We start from the raw sequence: 20479 nt of genomic DNA, 5'->3' as shown, positions 1-20479 counted from the left end.
CTCAGTAAGGCACCGTCCTTAGAAAATTCTCCCCCACCCCCGAGAGGGTGAAGCGGTAAACGAAGAAGAGGATGACAAAGAGCACCAACGGCCCGGCAACACAAGCGGCAGCCAGAGGGGAGAAGCCCTTTCCTCGCCGCGCCGTGGCCAGGGCCGGCGTCTCCCCCGGATAGGCCTCGGGAAAGAGTTCGCTCCGCTCCAGGGAGGGGAGTCCCACGGAGCTCCCCACCAGGAGTTTCAGCTGGGCCGTCTTAACCTGCTCCAGCTGGTACTCGTCGCCGGGCTTGCAGAATTTGCCAGTGAAGCCAAGGGCGAGGCAGAGATAGTAAACCTCCCGCACCTCCCGCTGGTGGAGCCCCAGGGCATTCAATCTCGTGAAGAATTCCTCGCCCGCCTCGGTGGTGTTGTAGTGGAGGCGCTGGAGCTGCTCCCGGAGCCAGAGGCTCTTCTCGTTCCAGGCCGACGAAAGGATCGCCTCGTCGATCCAGGCACAGATGGCAAAGCGGGCCAGATCAAAGTCGTCACGGGGAAATCCCTCCCGCTTGACCCACGACCCCCCCGCGGCAAGGAGACGGTCGATTTCGCCACGAACTTCCTGATAGGGGGGCTGACGCACGGCAGCCGTGCGGAGGACATGGGTGACATAGGCCACCAGCTCCATGAAGCAGTCGGTCAAGTGCATGAAAAACCTCGTAAAATGCAGGCTCCGGCACACCGCCCGTCCAGAGGAAACGGAAAGCATCGCGCCTACGAGCCGGCACCTGGGCTTGATGGTTTTACACGTAGCCAGAGTGATTGTGTTGCAGGATGGGGGGGATTTGTCCTGTAGATGATTCCCTAAGGAATCAGAAGGGGTCCGTAGAACTTCGCGGATAATCAGGTACCGTCGCCTCCTGCGATCAGCGCGCAAGAGTAAACAACATTACATTAAAAGTCAATAACTGCTAAACCTCTAATTGATAGAGATTAACTATTTTCCGGACTAACGCCTTAATATCATTCAAACGTAAATTTTTTCTACTCGCTATTACCGAACATTAATCGCTCATACATTAATTCGTACTCACCAAGTTTGCCTTCAAGAGTGCGGAGCTCCGAAGGGGTATACACCGCTTCCCCCTTGGACAGTTCCAGCCGCAGCGCTTCTATCAGTTCAACTATGGTCATTTTACGATTGGGGCAGTCCTCTGACTCAAGGAGGCAGAGATTTTTCCCGGCAACAGGAGGCACATCCCCCTTAGGCCGTTCCGCGGCCCAGGGTGCGGCAACGCCAATGCCGAGCATGATGGCAAGGGTTGCACACGGTATTATTTTCACGAATCGGCTCATAATTGTATCCACCTTGCAGTTGCCGGCCGCCGCATACGCCAGTGCAGCCGGGCATGATTGTTTACCTCAGCGCCTAAGGGGCCTCTCCCCCGGCAGGATCGGCATCCGGAGCAGGCTTCTGTTCATTTTCCTGCCCCAGGTACTTCTCGTCCAAAGTCTGGAAGGCTTTTTTGACTTCTTTCTCGGGAAAGTAGACATTGACGGTGATGAACGCGCACGATGCGAGGCATCCAGCGACTGCGGCCAACAGCCAACCAGCAATCTTCTTCATAGACATGATCGATCTCCGGACAGCGTAGTGAAGAAGCACTTTCAAGTAAAGCACAGGGAAGGTTTTTTTCAATTAAGCGGTCCGGCCGCGGGAGAAATTACAATGTCCGGGAAAAGTCCCCGAAGGCGGCCACTACCCGGTCGATGTCCTCAGCGGTCACATCCCGGTGGGTGACGAGGCGGATGCTCTCCCTTCCGGCCACAAGAATCCCTTTCTCCCGGAGGAAACTTGCCAGCGGCCTTTCCAGGCCGGAGTGAATGCAGAGAAAGACCATGTTGGTCCGGGCACCGGGGGGCAAGACGGCAACCCCTTTGATGGCGGATAGCCCATCGGCAAGGCGCCGGGCGTTGGCGTGATCCTCGGCGAGACGCGCCACATTCCCGCCAAGAGCGACAATCCCAGCAGCAGCAAGGACCCCCGCCTGGCGCATGCCGCCCCCCAACATTTTTCGCCACCGCCGGGCCTCGGCCACAAACTCGCCACCTCCGCAAAGGAGGGAGCCCACCGGCGCGCCAAGCCCCTTGGAGAGGCATACCGAAACAGAATCAAAATGGCCGGCAATCAGCCACGGTTCCACGCCAAGGGCGACGGCGGCATTGAAAAGCCGCGCCCCGTCCAGATGAAATGCCAAGCCCTTTTCCCGGGCAAGGGCCCGGGCCCGGCCCAGATAGTCGAGGGGGAGCGCCCTCCCCGCCTGGGTGTTTTCCAGGCAGAGGAGCCGCGTGCGAGCGAAGTGGGGATCCACGGGTTTGATGGCGGCGCACACTTTCTCCAGATCAAGGGTGCCGTCGGCCTCCACATCAATGGGCTGGGGCTGGACGCCGCCGAGGACCGCGGCCCCGCCCCCCTCGAAGCGGTAGCAGTGGGCCGTCTGGCCGGCGATATATTCGTCCCCCCTCCCGCAGTGGGTCATTATGGCCAGAAGATTCGACTGCGTGCCGCTCGTCACGAAGAGAGCCGCTTCAGTGCCGAGCATCTCCGCCGCCACCGACTCAAGGCGTCTGACGGTGGGGTCCTCTCCGTAGACGTCGTCACCCACCTCGGCTGCCGCCATGGCGGCGCGCATGGCAGGACAGGGACTGGTGACGGTATCGCTCCGCAAGTCAATGATTTTCATTGTTCCCACCTACTCCTCACCGGCCGGCCGGAGTTCCGATCTCCCTGCCCGGACTCACGAAGGAGATTCCCTGGCCAGACCGGGCGCCAATCATGACGCTCTCCACAATCGGCTCGTTAATCTCCCGGGGAGCCTCCCACTCGACGATAAAATGGGCACCGAAGCCACCGCTCGTATCCCGCTCCTTCAGGTAAAAACTGGTGGATCCCTGGGGAGGAAGCGTCAGGGGACCGGACAGAAAACGTTTCACTAGCCTCCCCTTGGAATCATGGTAGGTCACCCGGGTGACGGTGATCGGATTCGTCAAATCGATATTGCGAATTCCCATGGTGGCCGCCAGATTGAAGGGAAGCGCCCTGTCTCCGGTATAGACATGGGAGTAGACCGGCACGTAGAGAATCTGCCCCTTCGAGAGGCGCGCCTCCGCCCCGGCACCGGCCGGATTGCAAATCGCCGTTACCACCCACAAAACTATCCCCGCAATAAAACCTCTTGCTGCCATGGATCGCTCCTTTCCATTCACCAATTGCAGTTTCCTCGCCCCCCTGCACAAACACGGTTAAAAGGGTAACACAGAAGTGCCGGGATGTCGCGACAACTGCGGCCTCACAAGAATGCGGACTCAAAAAACTCAACAAACTCTAATTTTGAGCTATAATTCCCAGTGAAAGTTCGGCATAATACGACACAATCGATGTACGCATGGAGGACGCCATGGGACAATTCGAACGGCGGCATTTCCCCCGGGTTCCGTTTTCAGCCCCGGCATTTTTACAAAAAGATTCAATCATTACCTTCGGAGAGGTTCGGGACATAAGCCTTCATGGTCTATACCTGTCCGTGCGGGGAGACCATAAGCCCGACGAGGACGCTCTCGTTTCCATTTACTTCCTGAACGGCACCTCCACCCTCACCATTACCATGCCGGGCCGCATTGTCCGCACCGGCACGGACGGCATCGGCTTCGCCTCGCCCCACCTGGATCCGCTCCAGCTCCTCAGCTACGAATCGGTCTTATCCTTCGGGTACGAATCTCCCCAACTTATGGAGGAATTCCTCTCCCACGCGGGAACCCTTGCCCCCGGCAAGGAAGGGATCGTCACGTAACCCCTACAGCTCCCCGTCTAACTCCCCTCGCCCCCTTAAGGCCTGCGGGCAGTCATCTCCCGTCGCGACCTCAAGAAACTGCATGGTCAGCCGGTAGGTAATGCCCCACAACACCGGTTTTCCTTCCACGGGAAGAACGATAGCCGGACGCTGGAAGGATTTGCCGTCAAAGCTGACCATGGCATCCACATGACGCTGCGAATCGCAAAGATCGGCCAGTGAAACCCAGAAGGCGTCCCGAACCTCGCCACTCAGCGTGAGGGACTGATCCCCGGCCAGGCCGTAGACAAAACAGGATACCCGAACCGGCAGATTGGCACCGGCAATGTCATCCAGCCTCCCCAGGTAAAAAGCCTCGCCAAGATCCAGGGCGAGCTCCTCCAGGGTTTCCCGCTCCGCCGCTTCCCGCGGCCCGGCATCCCCCGGCTCGATTTTCCCTCCGGGGAATCCCAGGTCTCCGGACCACGGATCGCCGTCATGGGAAGCACGCTCGATAAAAAGAATCTCGCTCCCATCGTCCCCCTCCCTTATTATGAGCGCCACGGCAGCATGAAAAAGCGCCGTCGAGGGAATCTCAACGGGGGAGCGCTCCGCGAGCCTGGCGGCAAGACCACGGAACGTGGGGGATGGAGCATGAATTGTCATGGCTTTTGGCTCATTGGGGAGATAGATCATTCGCGACTGTTGTATTTTCCCACGCATTCCTATAGCATAAACCCTTATTAACCAACCAAGCAGAGGGCATCATCCATGGAATACCCCCCCTTTTCCCTGTCCAAGAGCATCGGCTCCACCCCCCTTGTGGAGATCAGGCACCTGAACCCCAATCCGAGGGTAAGAATCCTCGCCAAGCTCGAAGGAAACAACGTCGGCGGCTCGGTGAAGGATCGTCCCGCCCTCTATATGCTCGCCAAGGCCGAGGCCGACGGGGAATTGACCGCCGCAAAGACAATCCTGGAGCCCACCTCGGGGAACACCGGCATCGCCATTGCCATGCTCGGGACGGCAAAGGGATACCGGGTGAAACTCGTCATGCCTGCCTGTGTGAGTCTGGAGCGGCGGGCGGTGTTGGAGGCCTACGGCGCCGAACTGGTCCTCTCCCCGGCCCAGGAGGCCACCGACGGGGCCATCAGGCTGGCGCACCGGATTCTGGATGAAGAGCCCGAGCACTACTATATGCCGAACCAGTATGCCAATCCCAACAATCCCCTGGCCCATTACGAAACCACCGGGCCGGAAATCTTCCGGGACACCGACGGCACCGTGGACTTTTTCGTGGCAGGGATGGGGACCGGCGGCACCCTCATGGGGGTGAGCCGCTATCTCCGGGAGGCAAAGCCCGGGGTAACCATAGTCGGGGTCGAACCCCGCCTGGGGCACAAGGTGCAGGGTCTCAAGAACATGCAGGAGGCCATTGTGCCGCCGATATACAACCCCGACGCCCTCGACCTGAAGCTCACCGTCCACGATGAACCCGCCTTCGATACAGCGCGGGACCTGGCGATCCGAGAAGGGCTCTTCGTGGGGATGTCCAGCGGCGCGGCGGTGGCCGGCGCCGTCCAGATGGCAAAGGACGCCCCGGCGGGGAGCACCATCGTCGTCCTCCTCCCCGACCGCGGGGACCGTTATCTCAGCACGGTGCTCTTCCGGTCCGTCTGCGGCAAGTGCCCGCCGTAACGGTCATCACCACATCCCCAACTCCTTCAGAAACCCCACCAGCGCATCGTTAAAGGCCCCCGGGTGCTCCAGATTGGCCATGTGCCCGGCGTCCGTGACAATCGCAAGCCGGCAGCCGGGGATTCCGGCAGCGATGGCCCGCGACGTCTCCGGCGGTGCGGCCCGGTCGCCTTCTGCGCCGATGGCAATGGACGGCATCCCGAAATTGCCCATAATTCCGCTGTAGTCCTTGCGCTCCCGCATGGCGAGAAGCCCGCCCGCGAGCCCCCGCGAATCGGTCCCGACGATCCACCCGCCAACCTCCTCCACAAGCCTCGGCCGCTCGGACAGGGATGCCTCGGCAAAGAGAATCGGCACGAAGGCGTCGGCAATGACCTGGGGGCCGAATTTCATCATATCCTGAGCCTGGCGGAGACGGCGGGCCTTCCCAGCCTCATCGTCGGCCGTGGCACGGGTGGCGATGAACGCGGCGCCGGCAAGGCGGCCGGCATGGCGCTCCGCAAGGTTGAAGAGGACATACCCCCCCATGGACATCCCGCCGACAACCGCCCGCTCGATCCCGAGATGGTCCATGAGACCCACGACATCGTCGGAAAAGATATCCATGGAATAGGGACTGTCAGGAACGTCGCTCTCGCCGAATCCCCGCAGGTCGATGGTCACGAGTCGAAACCCCGCCGCCGTCACCGCTTTGACCTGCGGATACCACATCCGGCGGCACAGGGGAAATCCGTGAATGAGAACCACCGCCGGTCCGCTGCCATGGTCGTCGTAAGCGAGGTTGATGCCGTTGATGATCGCGTTCATAAAGAGCCTCCCTGGCTGGCGTGGCAGAGCCCGCCGCTACTCGAACTGCAACCGGAATTCCTCCATGGCCCGGCGCAACTCATCGACTTCGGTGCGCAGCGCGGCCACTTCCTCCTCCAAGCGCGCCACCCGCTCTTCCTCCGCCCTCACCTGGAGCCGCGCCCCCTCCATTGGAGGGGCGCATTCATCTCCATCCGCCTCGGGCACTCCGGCAAAGAGGTGGGCATGACGATGCTCCTTGCGCCCGGGCTGGCGGGGAAGCCGGACGACGAGGGGCTCTTCCCGCTCCATGAGCAGCCGCAGGACCTCTTCCACCGCCGCCAGATCGGCGAAGGGGCGCATCCGCTCCGCCCTGGTCCTCAGCTCTCCCACGGTCTGGGGGCCCCGCACGAGGAGTTCGGCCAGAACAGCCAGCTCCGGCGGCTCCAGCAGGAACTTCTCGGCCAGGCAGTGGCAGTACTTCATGGCCCGCACCCCTTCGGCCGACTGCCGGGCAAGCCCCTTCACGCGGAGCGAATCGAGGGCGCGCACCACATCGGCTTCATCCAGGGAAATCACCGGATCCCGGTTCGATTTCTGATTGCAGGCAGCCGTCAGGGCGTTCAGGGTCAGAGGGTAATACTCGGGGGTCGCAAGCTCCTTCTCGACCAGGCAGCCGAGTACTCGGACTTCAAATGGATTCAGGACTATTTCCAATGGGCAGCTCCTTTCAGGCGGGACACCTCCGGCAATCTCTGCAAACCATACAGGGTACCGCCGCCGCAGGTCAAGGGTGTCGTTCATTCATTAATGACCTTGGCAAAAATATGCAGCACTTTGGGCAAGCACCGCGATTTCCGCTGGTTAGTGCTTGAATGCTGCCGCTTTTTCGAGTTAAATAGTGCTTTCGGGGAAGCCCCGGCACCTGCCCAGAGAGGAGCATTGCAAAAGGATGTCATTCACTGGAGACCTGGAACACCTGTCCATCGTCGATGTCATTCAACTCCTTCACGCGACGCGAAAATCGGGCACTCTCACGGTCAAGGGGCGCAAAGGGGAGAGCCAGCTCGTCTTCAACGACGGCTATATAATCAGCGCGAACCACTACGACAACAGCCTCCGGATAGGCAATATCCTGGTGGAAGCGGGGGTCATCGCCGCCGAAACACTCTCCGCAGCCCTCGACGAGCAGCGGAACGCGGGCAGCAACCGCCGCCCCTTGATCGCCACCCTCATCGAGGGGGGGAAGGTGGGGAAAGACGATGCCTACCGGGGACTTGAAGCTCTCATCGAACTGACGGTGGTCGAAATCCTCACCTGGAAGAGGGGGTCCTTCAACCTGGACGTAACCAACGTTACCGTGTCCGATGAATACCGATATTTCCCGGAAAAACTCCACGAAGAGATCACCCTGCACACCGAAAACGTCCTGATGGACGCCCTCAGGATCTACGATGAAAAGAAGCACGGCGGGCTGCTGCTGGAGGATGAGCTGGAAGACGAGGATATCCCGGCTCACGACGCTGCCGCCGAGGCGGCCGGGATGATAATTTCCGCCGACGACCTGGGGCTGGCCGATGTTGACAGCCTGGAAAAGGCCATCCCCCAGGTGTTTTCCGGCCTGGAGGACCGCACCCCGCAGCTGAAGATTCAGGAACTGGGCGCCGATCTCTCGGAAAAGGAGCAGGAAGAACTCCTTGACTTTCTGGGGAGTTATGCCGGCACCCCAAAAGAGGGAAATGAGCGGGCGGAAGCAATCCCGTCACTGGTATTCTTCAGCGCCGACGAACTCATGGCCTACTGCGTCACCACCGTCTGCCGGCAGGAAGGGATCTTTGTCTTCGCCACCACCGAAGAGCAGGACCTGGACCCCATCATCGAGCAGCTCCTGGCAAAAAATTCCCAGCCGGTTCTCATCCTAGACGCTCCCGACAGCATAGGTGTCAGATTTTCGCCCCAAAAGCTCGAAGGACTGCGCCAGCAGAAGAAGAAGGCCTACCCCCGGATTGCCACGCTTCAGCTCGTCCCCCCCAGCGATTACGTTTTCGCCCTCGACTCGCTCAGGGATGGGGTCAGGGCGGTTCTTCCGCGCCCCGTTCGCGAAGGGCGGGAAGGGACGTTCCTTGAAGACACTCTCCGCTTCCTGGGAACCCTCCCCTCCTATCTGAGGGCCATGGGGCGCGAGCAGGGCAGAACGCCGACCGCCCGGATAGCCCATGGGCTTACAGCGTTGAGGCGGCTCGAACGGCCCCAGGATGTGGCCCTGTCCCTTTTGCAATCGGTAGCCGAAGTTTTTGACCGGTCACTCACCCTCATTGTCCAGGAAAAGGGGCTGATTGCCGAACGGTCAATCGGCATTCGAGGCGGCCGCGAAGAAGGTGCCACCCCCCCGCTGCGCTTCGCAATCCCCCTGGAGCGAGCATCTCTTTTTAGTGAGGTTATTGAAAAAACAGGTGCATTTTTCGGAAGAACGGACGATGAGATAGTAGTACGGCATCTTTTCACCGCCATCGGCGCCCCGCTTCGGCCAACAGTATTCCTTCTCCCCCTGAGGGGTTTCGGCAAGACCATCTCCCTCATTTACGGAGACTTCGGCCAGCGGGAGCCCTCCCCCGTCCAGGTGGACATGCTGGAGATTCTGGCCGGGGAAGCGGGTCTCGTACTGGAAAATGCCCTCTACCACAGAAAGCGCGAAAAGCCGACTCCCTAGCCGGCACAGGGATGAGGTGCAAACGAGGTATCTTTCATGGACATGAACCTTCTGAACCAGATATTGGGAATCGCCTTCGAGAAGCGGGTATCCGACCTCCACTTCGAGGTGGACAATCCCCCCTTTTTCCGGGCCAAGGGGCAGCTTCTCCGCTCCAAGCTCCCCCGCCTGACCGCCCAGGACACGGAGTTCATCGCCCAGACCGTCATGGAGCAGAACCGGCGCACCCTGCCCGACAACCTGCGCGAACTTGACGCCTCCTACTCCCTCCCCAACGGCGGCCGGTTCCGGGTCAGCATTTTCCGGCAAAGGGGGGCCATCGGCATCGTCATGCGGGTAATCCCCCCCCACGTGGGAACATTCCAGGAGCTGAACCTCCCGCCGGTGCTGTCCGAAATCGCCAAGGCCCCCAACGGCCTCATTCTCGTCACCGGCCCCACCGGCAACGGCAAATCAACGACCCTGGCGTCGATCATCCGCCATCTGAACGAAACCTGCACCTTCAACATCATCACCATTGAAGATCCGGTAGAATTCCTCTTCACCTCCCGGAAAAGCTGCATCATCCAGCGGGAGGTGGGGATCGACACGGAGAACTTCACCGCCGCGCTCCGTTCGTCGCTCCGCATGGACCCCGACGTCATCATGGTGGGCGAGATGCGTGACCAGGAGACCATCGACTCCTGCATCAAAGCGGCCGAAACGGGGCACCTGGTCTTTTCCACGCTCCATACCCAGAGTGCCGCCTCCACCATCAACCGCCTCCTGGGCCACTTTCCGCCCGACTGCCAGGAGGTGATCCGCCAGCGGCTGGCCGACATCCTGGTGGCAACCATCTCCCTGAGGCTCATCAAGGACAAGAGCGGCGAAAACATCCTTCCGGTGGTGGAGATCATGCGGGCGACCACGACCATCCAGGCCTGCATCCGTGAGGGGCGCCTCGACGAGATCGAAAAGCACATCGAGAACGGCCGCTCCCTCTACCAGATGCAGACCCTGGACCAGCACCTGCTGGAGCTCTGCGAGAAGGAAATCATCACCTTCGACCAGGCGAAACACATCACCCGCTCCATGGATCTTGAGCGCAAGTTGGCCTTTACTGAATGATGGAATAATTTTCACTGGACTGCCGGGCACGAGTTTGCGTACGATGCAATGGACCGGTCACTGCCGGATATATTCAGAGCACGGAAGGATGAACCAAATGAAACAGGCACAGAAGGGCGACCGGGTAAAAATAGACTTCACCGGCAAGCTTGAAGATGGAACCGTTTTCGACAGCACCCTCGAAACGGAGGGATGCGACTCCCATGAGTGCGAATCCGATTCATGCTGCGACGATGACGATTGCGGCTGCGAGGCGGGCCCCATGGAGCTCACCATCGGCGGCGGCGACTTTTTCGAGCAGATAGAGGAGGCCCTGGTAGGCATGGCCCCCGGCGAGAAGAAAACCGTAACGATACCGGCCGAGGACGCCTTCGGCGAGTACGACGAGGAAAAGGTCTTCACGGTCCCCAAGAGCGATCTCCCCGAAGACATGATCCCCGAAGTCGGCCAGGAACTGGTACTTGCCAACGATGACGAGGAAGAGATCGGCGTCGCCGTGGTCGAAGTGACCGAAGACAGCGTCACCTTCGACGCCAATCACCCCCTGGCAGGCGAGGACCTCACCTACGAGTTCCAACTGGTGGAAATCCTCTAGAATCACCCACAAAAATCACCACTGCGGAAACAGCAAAGGCGGCCCCCGGCCGCCTTTGTCTTCTTTCCCTCCTGAACATCCATGCACGTTACTACACAATCACCAGCAACATCTGCGCACACCCCCCTCCCCTGGCCCACCGGCCACGTCCCACTGATGCTGGCCCCCATGCAGGGACTGACCAACCGGGCGCTGCGCTCCCTGTTCATCGACTGGGTCCGCCCCGATGCAGTTTTCACCGAGTTTGTCAGGGTCAATCCTGCCGGAGCGCGACAACCGATCAGGGAGGGTGATTTGCTGGAAGTGGCTGCCGCAGAAGATGGTGTACCGCTGGTGGTACAACTCATCGGGCACGACCATGAAGCCCTGGTGACCGCCGCCAAGGCGGCCCAGGAAGCAGGGGCCGTCCACATCAACCTGAATCTCGGCTGCCCCTACGGGCGGATGACATCCGGCCTCACCGGCGGCGGCATGCTGCGGCGCCCCGAGGCGCTGGGCGAACTGCTCCCCGCTCTGCGCACGGCCGTCAAGGGGACATTCTCCGTCAAGGTGCGGGCCGGCTACGACGACCCCGCCCAGATCACCACAATCCTCCCCCTGTTCGAAGCCGCCGGAATCGACTTTCTGGTGCTCCATCCACGAACCGTTGTGCAGGAATACGAGGGCAGAGCCGACCATGCCGTTACCGCCGCAGTGGTGAGCAAGACGCGGCTGCCGGTAATTGCCAATGGCGATATCCGCACCGCAGCCGACGGCCTGAGGGTTCTACGGGAAACCGGTGCTGCCGGTCTCATGATGGGGAGAGGGGCCATCGCCGACCCCCTGCTTTTTGAGCGGCTGAGGGGAAAAGCGCCGGCCGAACCGACCGACGAAGAACGGAAGGAAATGCTCCGGAAGTACATGGGGGAACTGCTGGCAGGCTACTGCAAATTGTTCTGCGGCGAAACGCAGGTATTGGGCAAGATCAAGGGAGTCCTTGCCACCATGGATGACCCATCCCTGGCAAGGAGCCTCAAACAGCTCAAAAAAGCCAGGACCATCCGGGCTTTCAGCGCCATCCTGGACGAGCTCCCATAAAAAAGGCAGCGGGTTCCCGCTGCCTTTGACACAATATGCCATTATACATGGAAAAATTTTTTATAACAGCCTTTGCAGGGAATTTTTACAACGCTATAGTATAGACAGGTAGCGCTACCGGAAACAGATCGTCAGCACAAGGAGGGCACCGTTATAGGGGAAGCTACTCCCGAACACAATCTGACGCAGTACCCGGCCGGCGGTTTCAAAACGCCGGAATAACCCTGAAATGGGGAGAACGGAAGTAGAAATAAAGAGGCCCGCCGAATCGTTTGGCGGGCCTTTTCACGTTTAAGGGATGGGAGCGTGCGCCCCGTGGAGCGAATGTACCGGAGCGTCAGCCTGCCTTCTTCACCCCTTTTCCGAATAATCCCGCGCGAAAAAGAACGCAACAATGGCAGCGGCCAGCCCCGCCACGGGAAAGAGAAATGCAGCATGGTAGGCGGCCGCAGCACCGCGCCCACAGGAGCCGACAATCACCCCCATAACCTGCTGGGTCACCGCCGCTCCCATGAGGACGAAGAAGTTGAGGGAGGTGAGGGCCGTACCAACGATCCGCACGGAGAACATGGAGCGGATGATGGGGTAGATCATCACCCCGCTGGAGACGGCCAGCCCCACGGCAAAGAATACGGCGGCCAGAAGCGGACGGGGAAAGGTTTCAACCACCCCCAGAAAGCCGGACATGAGCAGCAGAAGCACGAACTGCCCCGCAAGTAGGGTCTTTTTGTAGGAACGGAATATCCGCCGGGCGACCACATCGATCACCGTGCTTCCGGCAATGAACCCAAGGGAGGTAAACATGAGCATTTGGCCGGTGGCGGCCCGGGAGAGGCCCATCACCTCCATCAGGTAGGGTCCGCCCCACAAGCCCTGGAGGGCCAGATAGTTTCCGTACCAGAAAAAGGAGATCAGCCCCAGGAGCAGAAAGTGCGGATTGCCGAAGATTTCCCCCCATGCGCTCAGCATGCCGGTGGGCTTGGAAGCATCTGCCGTGTCGCATTCCTCAGTCACCGGGGGGCGGTCCCTGACCATGCCGAAAACCAGCACCGTAGCCACCGCCTGGAGCAGCCCTATGGCCAGGAATGAAGAGCGCCAGCCAACCGCAGCCACCGCCAGGGCCAGGGGAGCCGTGGCCGAAAGGTTCCCCAGGTTGCCGATGGCCACCATGAAGCCGGATACCCGGCCGAATTCCTGTTTGGAAAACCAGCGGCTGAAGATGGTGAAGGTGGCCATGAGCACCGACGCCGTGCCGATACCGATGAACACCCTGGCCGCCATGGCCATGGCGAGGCTGTCGGCCCGGGAGAAGAGAATGCCACCGATGGTGGTCAGAACGCCGCAGCCGCTGATTACCAGCCTGCTCCCCAAGCGGTCGATCATGGGGCCGAGCGGCAGTTGGGCCAAGGCGTAGACGTAGAAGAGGATACCCGACAGGGAGCCCAGCTGCTGCGGGGTCAGATTCAGCTCGCGGGAAATGTCCCCTGCCACGACAGCCAGGGAAACCCGGTAGAAATAGACGAGTATATACATGAGCGCCAGCACCGAAAAGATCACCCAGCGCTGGCGGCGGATACGGCTGTTGATCATTTGCTCTCCATCCCGCAGCCGGAAAGACTACAGATACTTCTCCCGCAGAGCGACCTTGTTGATTTTGCCGACACTCGTCTTGTCAATCGAATCCACCAGCCGCACCCTGGCAAGGACCACCTGCTTGCTGACCATTCCCTTTTCGGCATATTCCCGCACGTAGTGGGCCAGCTCCTTTTCCGTCACCCGCCCGGCCTCGCCCGGCTTAGGCACCACCAGCGCCAGGGGGCGCTCCCCCCACTTCTCGTCGGGCTGCCCGATGACCGCAACCTCGGACACAGCCGGGTGATGGGCGATGATATCCTCCAGCTCCAGGGAAGAAACCCACTCCCCGGCCACTTTGATCACATCCTTGGTCCGGTCGGTTATCCGTACATATCCCAACTCGTCGCGTACGGCCACGTCGCCGGTATGGAGGAATCCCCCCTCCCAGAGCCTCTCCGATGCCTTGTGGTCTTTCAGGTACCCCTGGGTCAGCCAGGGGGCCCGGACAACGATCTCCCCGGCACTCGCGCCGTCGCGCGGAAGCTCGCGCATATCCGCCCCCACCACGCGCAAATCGACGAGGGGAATGGCCACTCCGGTCTTGCAGCGGATGGCTGCCTGCTCCTCCGGCGTGCACTCCAGCATCTCCGGGGTCAGGTGGGACATGGACAGGATCGGGCAGGTTTCGGACATGCCATAGCCGGTGAAGACGTCGATGCCGCGCCGCATCGCCTCGATGCAGAGGGCACGGGACATGGCTGCTCCCCCGATGATGATCTTCCACCCCGAAAGATCGATACGCTCGGCATGGGGGTGCTTCAGCAGCATGTGCAGGATGGTGGGGACACAGTGGGAAAAGGTCACCTTCTCCCTCTCGATCATCTCCAGGAGCTGTTCCGGTACATAACGGCCCGGATAGACCTGTTTAACCCCGAGCATGGTGGCAATGTAGGGAATTCCCCACGCATGGACATGGAACATGGGGGTAATCGGCATGTAGACATCGGTGCGGCGGAACGTGCCGTGCCCCACGGCAGTCGAGAGCACCGTCATGACGCCGAAGGTGTGGAGCACCAGCTGGCGGTGGCTGAAGTAGACCCCCTTGGGCATGCCGGTGGTGCCGGTGCTGTAAAAGGTGGTGGCGCGGGTATTCTCATCGAAATCGGGGAAGTCGAACTCCGGGGAGGCGTCCGCAAGCAGCGCTTCATATTCTCCGCGGAAAGGAATGGCGCTCTCCCCAACCTCTGCCGGATCATCCGTGAGAAGGAGATACCCCTTGACCGTATCGAGCCGTCCCCTGATCTGCTCTAGGATCGGGAGAAATTCGCTGTTGACCAGCAGGAGATCGTCCTCGGCATGGTCGATGGTGTAGAGGATCTGCTCGGGGGAAAGCCGGACATTGATGGTATGGAGCACCGCGCCGATCATCGGCACGGCGAAGAAGAGCTCCAGATAGCGGTGACTGTCCCAGTCCATGACCGCCACCGTGTCCCCGGGCTTTACGCCCAGGCCGGTCAGAACGTTGGCCAGCCGCCGGACCCGCTCCCGCAGAGTGCGGTAGGTGCCGCGATAGAGGTTACGGTAGATGATCTCCTGATCCGGGTTGTCCACCACGGGGCAAAAGAGGAGATTCTTTATGAGTAGGGGATAGTCATAGGCAGAAGCAGTACGGGGAATCAGGGTGTCAGTCATGGGTGCTCCTCCGGCTGGATGGTACTCCTCAGATAGATAACAACTTGCCGGGTTATATCATGATTTTAAGAATGATGGACGGTTTTTTCGGCAGCGGCGACGCCAATGAAGGAGGACGAATCCGGCTGCCGGTTATGTCCGGCAAAAGACGTATCGGTGGTCATATGACGTGGCTTGTCGGGCAGAAACTCCCCCCCGCCCCCAAGACAACAAGAGCAGAAATATCTCCACCTCATATTACATTTAATAATCTCCAGCCGTTACGGACGATTTTCTTTATTTATCGCTTATTTAAGTTATTTCCAAAAGAGACTGGCTTGTGGTTTGTTTATTGTAATGCATGTTTTCTAATCCACCACTGCATTAGATGATTGTGCGCCACTGAGCAGGTCCGGCGTCGTAAATCCTCCATGAAAGGAGCATCGGATGAGAAAGGGAAAATTTGTATCAGCTGCAGCAAGTCTGACCGGCACCTTACTTCTGGCGCTGCTGACCATTGCGTCGGCAAATGTGCCGCCCCCCCCGGCCAACCAGTTTCTGGGAATCTACGATACGGTTTTTGGAAGCTTGACCCGAATCAAATGCCTTGAGTGCCACGGAGACGATTCCCTCCTGGTACAGCGCCACCATGCGCTCCTCAACAACGCATCGCCGGCTAAAACCTATGAATGCCTCACCTGCCACACCCTTATTCCGGACGGCACCGGCGGCTTCACGTTTGCGGACTTCAGGACCTGCGAAAACTGCCATACCACGTCGCCCCATCACATCACCCCTGCCGCCCAGGAACGGCACTGCAACGTCTGCCACGGCAGCTTTGTGGACAATTATGATGACGGGCACTACATACCAACCTATCCAAAATCCTCAGTCACTCCAGACACCTACGGAACCCCATATATCGATCCCGGCACCGGCCAGCAGAAAATTACCGGCGGATGCGCCGCATGCCACCAGAGCGCCGACGGGGCGATAGACCCGGCAACGGGGACCGTGAGGCCCATTTTCACCAACGCCCAGACTCACCACGCCATTAACATTGCCTGCGCCACGTGCCATGGGGTCCATGGCGCCATCAAGGACATCAGGTACTGCGAAACCTGCCACGGAATCAAATCCCTCCACAACATCCAAAAAGATACGCCTTCCCCGGCAAGCGTGGGCGCCGTTATCCCCGGCGAGGAAGACGCCGGATGGGGCCATGTCGGCAACAATTACGATTGCAACGGGTGCCACCTCAAGGCCGTCAACGCCATGTCAATGGTACCGGCCGGCGCGACGGTGCCTGCCGTGACAGGGATCAGCAGCCGGACCGTCACGCAGGGGACCCAGGCCAGCCTCACCATCCAGGGGTCCGGCCTCACCAATCAATCGAACGGAATAACCTTCATGCCGACGGTTGTCCTGAGCAACGAGCTCGGTTCCATTGAGCTTTCGCCCACCGCCTACACCGAGGGGGAAGTGCAAGTCCTGCTGCCTCCCCTGGCTTTGGGCAACTACGATCTCCGCATCCGGAAAGAGGACAAAAAGAGCAACCGGATGCGCATAACCGTGGTTCCCTATCTGTCGGTCAGGACAGCAACACTGGGCACCAGGAGCAACTTGACCATAGTGGGGAGCGGTTTTGGTCCTCCTCCGTCCGTAGAGTACTCATCGGGGCTCGGGGCGTACGTGGAAGGCGCTGCTGCCGAGGTGCGTTCCTGGTCGGACACCAAAATCACCGTTGTTTTCAAGGGGGTAAAGACCGGCGACAGCATTGAGATCCGGACGGTAAACGGTGCGGTCAACACCGTGGCTGTGCAACCCGTCAAGAAGACACGCTAGGGGAGGCAAGCCATGGAACGTAAAATAAACCAATCGATAGTACAGCGTATAACCATAATTGCCGCGACAGTTCTCATGTCCACCCAGCTTGCGTGGGGAGCGGCCATTACGGTCACAAAGCACAACATGGCCTCCAACTCCATCAACGACTACAGGGCGGTAAGCGGCGGAACGACAATGGTATGCGTCTTCTGTCACACCCCGCATTCTCCAATCGGCATTCCCTTGTGGAACCGGTACCCTGGGATCGTGCCCCTTGCGTCGTACCGCCTCTACTCCACCTCTCCCACCATGAAAAACATCGCCAACAGCAGCGGCATATCCGAGCAAAGCGTCTCGTCGCTCTGCATCAACTGCCACGATGGGAGCCCCCTTGGGGGAGCGAGCCTTCGGATCCAGCCCGTCGACGGGCTTTCGACCGTCATGGGCCCGAACGGGGAAATGGGGATCGCGCCGGAAAGAAAGACTCACAAAGGTCCCGACCTCAGAAATCACCATCCGGTGAACTTCAACGTGACCGTTGGCGGAGCCGCCAATGGGCTGGGAGAAATCATCGAGACATACCCCGGCTACTTTGCCATCAAGACGAGCCGTGTCCAGCAGAGCATGCCGCTGTTCACCTCCCCCCGCGGCAATAGGACCCTGGAGTGCGGTTCCTGCCATACGGTCCACGATGATGATTCCAAGCCGTTTCTGAGGACCACCATGGCAGGCAACGTTCTCTGCCTTGCATGCCACGTTCAGTAGTTGACCAGAGCAGCACTCCGCAACGATAGCAACTCCATGGGGGGCGGGAAGGGTGAAAGCGCCTTTCCGCCCCCCCTCCGGCAAACGCCCTCCCCCCGGCCTCTCATAGTACCGGCAGCAAACACAATCTTCGCATTGCATTCCCTGAGTCGAGAAGGTAATCTCTCGCCGAAAGGAGAACGCCAATGAACCTGCTTTACGCCCTCGACCTTCTCGGCACCGCCGCCTTCGCCGCTTCCGGCGCCTGGGCCGGCATCCGCCGCGACATGGACCTCTTCGGCGTGCTGATGCTCGGCCTGGTTACCGCCACGGGAGGCGGCACCCTGCGCGACCTGTTTCTGGGGGACACACCCCCCTTCATTTTCAAGGACGAAACCTATCTCTACATCTCCATCGCCGTTTCCCTGTCGATTTTCCTCTTTCACCGGCGGCTGGAATTCCTGCACCACCCGCTCCTCTACTTCGATGCCATAGGGCTCGGCACTTTCGTGGTCATCGGCACCGGGAAGGCCCTGGCCTTCAAGATGGGGTTCGTCGGCTCGGTAATGATGGGTGTCATGACCGCCGTCGCCGGGGGAATGATCCGCGACGTTCTCTCCACCCAGGTCCCCCTGGTGCTGCAAAAAGAGGTCTACGCCTCGGCCTGCCTTGTGGGGGCGGCACTTCTCTACCTGCTGAACAGGCTCTCCTTCCCCCACACATGGTCGCTTCTCGCCGCGGCGCTGGCGGTAATCGGCCTGCGCCTTCTAGCCATCCGCTACAACTGGTCCCTCCCCCGGGCTGAAGGAGGCAAGTAACGACGGCTCAACGCTGTATGGAAAGGGCCAGAAGGATCAACAGGGGAAAGAGGTTAAGGCTTGAGAACAGTGCCCCGTCGGCACGGAAGAAAGCAGCCATAAGCAGGAAAAGGGAAAATGCCGATAACCCCGCCGCCGCCACCCCACCGACGATTCCGAAAACCGGGAGCAGCAGCGCCCCGGACACGAGCGCCCCGAGCCAGACCGCGAAGATGGGAGAACGGGCACCATCCTTAACGCCTTCCACAAAGAGGGGGATGCCGGCCCGCCGGTAATCCTCCGCGTGGCGGCGCTGGAGAAGCCAGAAGTGGGGAATCTGCCAGAGGTAGAGAATGCCCGCAAGGAGCACAATCCGGTAGTCGGCGGGGTTTCCCCCGGCGAGGGTCCAGCCGACGAGGGGCGGAGCCGCCCCGCTCACCGCCCCTGCCAGGAGGGCGAGGGACGTGCGGCGCTTGAGGGGGGTATAAACGGCCAGGTACCACCCAAGCGCTCCCCCCCCGATGAACGGCGGCAGAAGTCCCCCCATGGCGCCAAGGGCCAGAAGGCCGGCGGCGATGCATGCCGCCCCCACGAGGGCCGCTGCCGCCGGAGAGATATCCCCGCGAGGGAGGGGCCGCTGGCGGGTTCTCTCCATGAGGCCGTCCAGATCCCGCTCCAGCACCTGGTTGAGGGCCGACCCCCCCGCGGCAAGAAGCGCCACCCCCGCCCATGCCACCCAAGGGAGCATCCCCCACCCCCCTTCCGCGGCAAGGAGACACCCGCCGGCCGCCGCTGCCCCGTTCAGCAGGGCCAGGCGGGGGCGAAGCAACCTTGAGACTCCCCTGCTCACCGGACCTCCTTCAAAAACTCACCGATCTCTTCGATTTCGTCATCGGACAGGTTCGGATAAGGAGGCATTACCGGCGGATAACCCTTCACCACGTCGGCCGCCGGCTCGCGGAGAGAGCGCTTCAGATATGCCCCATCCATGGTGACGCTCCGCTCGGCGTCGCCAGTCACCACCGTAACCGCCCTACCCCAAACTCCCTTGAAACTTGGCCCAGCCTTGCGGGAACCGTCCAGGGAATGGCAACCGACGCAGCCGTTCTTCTCCAGGAGCTCCCGTCCACGGGACCCCTCACCTTTCACCCCGTCATCCTCCCGACGTTCCAGCCACGCATCGAACTCCTTCTCCGGGACCGCCTCCACCGCGGCAACCATGGAGGAATGCCCCAGGCCGCAGTAGACGGAGCAGAAAAGTTCATGGGAGCCGGGCCTTTCCGCCACGAACCAGACATGGTTCTTCATTCCCGGCACCACATCGCGCTTTATCCGGAACGCAGGAATTGAGAACCCGTGCAGCACATCCATGGAAACGAGGTGCACCAGCACCGGCTTACCGACTGGGATGTAGAGCTTCGGGCTGGTCTTCCCGTTGGCGTAGGTGAAGCTCCACGACCACATGCGGGCCGTCGCCGTCACCTCCATGGCGTTCTTCGGCACGTTCCGGAGCGTCAGATAACCTGCCCAGCCGTAGTAGAACATTGCCAGGACTATGATGGTTGGAAGGACCGTCCAGACGATCTCCAGCCAGACATTGCCGTCCGCCCGGGAGGTGGGCTCCGGCGCACGGGAGCGGCGGTAGCGGATGACGAACCCCACCATGGTCGCCGTAATCCCCAGAAGGAGCACAATGCTCACCCCGAAGATGAATATGAAAACCGGATCTACTGCGCTGGTTGTGGTTATGAAGTTCGGGTCCACGACAGATCCTTACCGGTAGAGAACGTCGAAAAAAGTCAGCCCGATGAAAAGCGCCAGGGTAACCAGGGCCACGAACAGCAGCCAGCGGAGCAGCCTCCCCTCGTAGCGCATGTGCATGAAGAAGGCTATCACCAGCCCCCCCTTGACGGAAGCGATGGCCAGAGAACCCCAGACATGGCCGAAGCCCGTGGCATGGCGGGCGGCCCATACCGTGAGGGCGGTGAGCAACAGGAGGACGCCCCAAACCGCCGTCAGGGTTCCGTACCCGATGATATGCGTGGTGTTGCCATGAGTATCTTTCCCCATTGCTTCTCCTAAAATCCGG

General features: G+C 60.5%; 22 protein-coding genes. 9 read left to right on the top strand and 13 right to left on the bottom strand.

Translation table 11 applies throughout. From position 1 onward, the window contains the following. Position 1: 1 nt before the first annotated feature. The 5 genes from JZM60_RS07180 to JZM60_RS07160 form a co-directional block, all read right to left on the bottom strand. On the bottom strand, positions 2–682 hold the full coding sequence (locus tag JZM60_RS07180) for a DotU family type IV/VI secretion system protein (protein ID WP_207164901.1): 681 nt from the start codon (positions 680–682) through the stop codon (positions 2–4). A 335-nt stretch (positions 683–1017) separates the two neighbouring features. Next, positions 1018–1317 carry a hypothetical protein gene (locus tag JZM60_RS07175; protein WP_241426398.1) on the bottom strand — a complete coding sequence of 100 codons (300 nt, stop codon included), beginning with the start codon at positions 1315–1317 and terminating at the stop codon, positions 1018–1020. A gap of 85 nt (positions 1318–1402) precedes the next feature. After that, a complete protein-coding gene (locus JZM60_RS07170; protein ID WP_241426397.1) occupies positions 1403–1606 on the bottom strand; it encodes a hypothetical protein in 204 nt (67 codons plus the stop codon). A gap of 91 nt (positions 1607–1697) precedes the next feature. Next, positions 1698–2717 carry a low-specificity L-threonine aldolase gene (ltaE, locus tag JZM60_RS07165; protein WP_207164897.1) on the bottom strand — a complete coding sequence of 340 codons (1020 nt, stop codon included), beginning with the start codon at positions 2715–2717 and terminating at the stop codon, positions 1698–1700. A 16-nt stretch (positions 2718–2733) separates the two neighbouring features. Then, entirely contained in the window at positions 2734–3219 is a 486-nt protein-coding gene (locus tag JZM60_RS07160) for a DUF3124 domain-containing protein (protein WP_207164895.1), read from the bottom strand. 212 nt (positions 3220–3431) lie between these two features. Between JZM60_RS07160 and JZM60_RS07155 the strand changes: the two genes are divergently transcribed. Continuing rightward, positions 3432–3824 (top strand): PilZ domain-containing protein, encoded by a 393-nt coding sequence (locus tag JZM60_RS07155; protein ID WP_207164893.1) that lies wholly within the window; start codon positions 3432–3434, stop codon positions 3822–3824. Between the two features lie 3 nt (positions 3825–3827). On the opposite strand, the gene JZM60_RS07150 is transcribed toward JZM60_RS07155, so the two are convergent. Further along, on the bottom strand, positions 3828–4526 hold the full coding sequence (locus JZM60_RS07150) for an NUDIX hydrolase (protein WP_241426396.1): 699 nt from the start codon (positions 4524–4526) through the stop codon (positions 3828–3830). 48 nt (positions 4527–4574) lie between these two features. Here JZM60_RS07150 and JZM60_RS07145 point away from each other — a divergent pair, with 48 nt between their 5' ends. After that, entirely contained in the window at positions 4575–5501 is a 927-nt protein-coding gene (locus tag JZM60_RS07145) for a PLP-dependent cysteine synthase family protein (RefSeq protein ID WP_207164891.1), read from the top strand. Between the two features lie 6 nt (positions 5502–5507). On the opposite strand, the gene JZM60_RS07140 is transcribed toward JZM60_RS07145, so the two are convergent. Beyond that, positions 5508–6308 carry an alpha/beta fold hydrolase gene (locus tag JZM60_RS07140; RefSeq protein ID WP_207164888.1) on the bottom strand — a complete coding sequence of 267 codons (801 nt, stop codon included), beginning with the start codon at positions 6306–6308 and terminating at the stop codon, positions 5508–5510. 36 nt (positions 6309–6344) lie between these two features. Then, complete coding sequence (locus JZM60_RS07135; protein WP_207164886.1) at positions 6345–7004, bottom strand: YceH family protein; 660 nt, start codon at positions 7002–7004, stop codon at positions 6345–6347. A 235-nt stretch (positions 7005–7239) separates the two neighbouring features. On the opposite strand from JZM60_RS07135, the gene JZM60_RS07130 reads away from it, so the two are divergent. From JZM60_RS07130 to JZM60_RS07115, 4 genes are all read left to right on the top strand, one after another. Further along, complete coding sequence (locus JZM60_RS07130) at positions 7240–8997, top strand: DUF4388 domain-containing protein (RefSeq protein ID WP_207164884.1); 1758 nt, start codon at positions 7240–7242, stop codon at positions 8995–8997. Between the two features lie 36 nt (positions 8998–9033). Beyond that, a complete protein-coding gene (locus JZM60_RS07125) occupies positions 9034–10104 on the top strand; it encodes a type IV pilus twitching motility protein PilT (protein ID WP_207164882.1) in 1071 nt (356 codons plus the stop codon). A 97-nt stretch (positions 10105–10201) separates the two neighbouring features. Beyond that, positions 10202–10699 (top strand): FKBP-type peptidyl-prolyl cis-trans isomerase, encoded by a 498-nt coding sequence (locus tag JZM60_RS07120; protein WP_207164880.1) that lies wholly within the window; start codon positions 10202–10204, stop codon positions 10697–10699. A gap of 81 nt (positions 10700–10780) precedes the next feature. Continuing rightward, positions 10781–11776 carry a tRNA dihydrouridine synthase gene (locus JZM60_RS07115; RefSeq protein WP_207164878.1) on the top strand — a complete coding sequence of 332 codons (996 nt, stop codon included), beginning with the start codon at positions 10781–10783 and terminating at the stop codon, positions 11774–11776. Positions 11777–12127: 351 nt separating this feature from the next. Here the strand turns inward: JZM60_RS07115 and JZM60_RS07110 are convergent, their stop codons facing one another. Beyond that, positions 12128–13366 carry an MFS transporter gene (locus JZM60_RS07110; protein ID WP_207164876.1) on the bottom strand — a complete coding sequence of 413 codons (1239 nt, stop codon included), beginning with the start codon at positions 13364–13366 and terminating at the stop codon, positions 12128–12130. A gap of 27 nt (positions 13367–13393) precedes the next feature. Beyond that, the gene (locus JZM60_RS07105; protein WP_207164874.1) at positions 13394–15043 is read right to left on the bottom strand and encodes a fatty acid--CoA ligase; all 1650 of its coding nucleotides are present in this window, start codon (positions 15041–15043) and stop codon (positions 13394–13396) included. 426 nt (positions 15044–15469) lie between these two features. On the opposite strand from JZM60_RS07105, the gene JZM60_RS07100 reads away from it, so the two are divergent. The 3 genes from JZM60_RS07100 to JZM60_RS07090 all read left to right on the top strand — a co-directional run bounded on the left by JZM60_RS07100 (position 15470) and on the right by JZM60_RS07090 (position 18411). After that, positions 15470–16867 (top strand): cytochrome c3 family protein, encoded by a 1398-nt coding sequence (locus JZM60_RS07100; protein ID WP_207164872.1) that lies wholly within the window; start codon positions 15470–15472, stop codon positions 16865–16867. Between the two features lie 12 nt (positions 16868–16879). After that, positions 16880–17614, top strand: coding sequence for a cytochrome c3 family protein (locus JZM60_RS07095; RefSeq protein ID WP_207164869.1), 735 nt, complete (start codon positions 16880–16882; stop codon positions 17612–17614). Positions 17615–17799: 185 nt separating this feature from the next. Then, on the top strand, positions 17800–18411 hold the full coding sequence (locus JZM60_RS07090) for a trimeric intracellular cation channel family protein (protein WP_207164867.1): 612 nt from the start codon (positions 17800–17802) through the stop codon (positions 18409–18411). Between the two features lie 7 nt (positions 18412–18418). Here the strand turns inward: JZM60_RS07090 and JZM60_RS07085 are convergent, their stop codons facing one another. From JZM60_RS07085 to JZM60_RS07075, 3 genes are read right to left on the bottom strand one after another with little or no spacing between them, the layout of a single operon-like run. Beyond that, a complete protein-coding gene (locus JZM60_RS07085; RefSeq protein WP_207164865.1) occupies positions 18419–19240 on the bottom strand; it encodes a protoheme IX farnesyltransferase in 822 nt (273 codons plus the stop codon). Next, positions 19237–20154: a cytochrome c oxidase subunit II gene (gene coxB / locus JZM60_RS07080; protein ID WP_207164863.1), complete on the bottom strand. Its 918-nt coding sequence runs from the start codon at positions 20152–20154 to the stop codon at positions 19237–19239. The genes JZM60_RS07085 and coxB overlap by 4 nt, the downstream gene beginning before the upstream one ends. 9 nt (positions 20155–20163) lie before the next feature. After that, positions 20164–20460, bottom strand: a complete 297-nt coding sequence (locus JZM60_RS07075; protein ID WP_207164861.1) for a cytochrome C oxidase subunit IV family protein — start codon at positions 20458–20460, stop codon at positions 20164–20166. Between the last annotated feature and the right edge of the window lie 19 nt (positions 20461–20479).

The organism is Geobacter benzoatilyticus (genome assembly GCF_017338855.1).
In the GTDB taxonomy this organism is placed as follows: Bacteria; Desulfobacterota; Desulfuromonadia; order Geobacterales; family Geobacteraceae; genus Geobacter; species Geobacter benzoatilyticus.
Note: the sequence above shows the minus strand (reverse complement) of the source record. Positions and strands in the feature narration are given on the sequence as shown.